We start from the raw sequence: 1,575 nt of genomic DNA on the forward strand, positions 1-1,575 counted from the left end.
AGCCACGATTCTCCGGCCGCTCTCACGGTTTCCGCCCCGGCCGGGGCTGTCACACGGCGCTGTCCGAGGTGACACACAACTGGACCGGGACAACCTGGTTTATCGAAGGAGACATCTCCGACTGCTTCGGCTCGCTCGACCATGAGGTCCTGCTGTCGATCATGTCGGAGAAGATCCACGACAACCGGTTCCTCCGCCTCATCCGACAGATGCTGAAGGCGGGATACCTGGAGGACTGGAAATGGCATGCCACATTGTCGGGCTCCCCGCAAGGTGGCGTACTCTCTCCTCTCCTGTCCAACCTCTACATGGACCGGCTGGACACGTTTGTTGAGACTGTTCTCATACCGGAATACACCCGAGGGGCAACCCGACGAAAGAATCCGGCTTACAGAGAGCTGGAGAATACAATCGGGGCTACCCGGAAGCGGCTCGCATACAGAAAGGAGAAAACCGAGACCGCTCAAGTCCGCCAATGGCGCAAGGAGTTGCGCCGCCATCCGGCCGGTGATCCATACGATCCGGGCTACCGGCGGTTGCGCTACATCCGCTACGCAGACGATCACCTCCTCGGGTTCATCGGACCCAAGGCCGAAGCCGAGGCGATCAAAGAGCGCCTGGCCACATTCCTGCGCGACGACCTCAAGCTGGAACTGAACCAGGACAAGACGCTGATCACGCACGGCCGCACCCAGGCGGCCCGCTTCCTCGGCTACGAGATCACGGTCCAGCACGCTGACGAAAAGGTCTCCCGGGGTGGCCGCGTCAACCGCGGTCTCCGTTCCATCAACGGGAAGATCCAACTCCGCGTGCCCAGGGGCGTGATCAAGGCCAAATGCGCCCCGTTCCTCCGCCGTGGCAAACCCACGCATCTGCTCCCTCTGACGAGTTGCACACCCTTCGACATCGTCAGCCTCTACGGAGCTCAATACCGGGGCATCGTTCAGTACTACCTGCTGGCCGGCGACGTCTGGAGACTCGACCGGCTCAAGGGGGTCATGTTGACCTCCATGCTCAAGACCCTGGCCGCCCGGCACCGGTCGAGGGTGACCACGATGGCCAATCGCTACAAAACAACCATCAGGACACCCCAGGGACCACGCAGGTGCTTCGAGGCCAGGATCGAACGCGAAGGCAGGAAACCACTGATCGCACGGTTCGGTGGCATTCCCCTCACCCGGAAACGGACGGCCGTCCTCGACGATCTCCCGTCCACCATGTCCACCCCCCCGCAACCGCCCGCGCGGCAGCCAACTGATCGACCGGCTCCAACGCGGTTGGTGCGAACTCTGCGAAAGGCGAACTGAGGTGCAGGTACACCACGTTCGCTCGCTCGCCGAGCTACGCGGCCAGGGAGAACAGTCCCCATGGGCGCAGCTGATGCTCAAGAAACGGCGCAGAACCCTCGTGGTCTGCCCGCCTTGTCACGGAGGCATCCATGTGTGACCCGGGTGAACAACACGCAGCAGTCACTGGAGAGCCCGCTGCATCGAAAGGGTGCACGGCGGGTTCGGGCCGGGGGCCACTGGAAAAGGGTCCGCGCAGCGGAAACCTCGCCAGTGGCCTACCGGTACT

At 62.9% G+C, this 1,575-nt stretch carries 2 protein-coding genes; both read left to right on the forward strand.

Annotated features, from left to right (window positions below; translation table 11 throughout):
• Positions 1-1,307: reverse transcriptase/maturase family protein (locus NLX86_RS34165; RefSeq protein ID WP_254375714.1), on the forward strand; the 1,307-nt coding region annotated here is incomplete at its 5' end.
• Position 1,308: 1 nt separating this feature from the next.
• Positions 1,309-1,446, forward strand: coding sequence for a hypothetical protein (locus NLX86_RS35260; RefSeq protein WP_374214028.1), 138 nt, complete (start codon positions 1,309-1,311; stop codon positions 1,444-1,446).
• The last annotated feature ends 129 nt before the right edge of the window (positions 1,447-1,575 follow it).

Origin of the sequence: Streptomyces sp. A3M-1-3 (genome assembly GCF_024213665.1) — a bacterium.
In the GTDB taxonomy this organism is placed as follows: domain Bacteria; phylum Actinomycetota; class Actinomycetes; order Streptomycetales; family Streptomycetaceae; genus Streptomyces.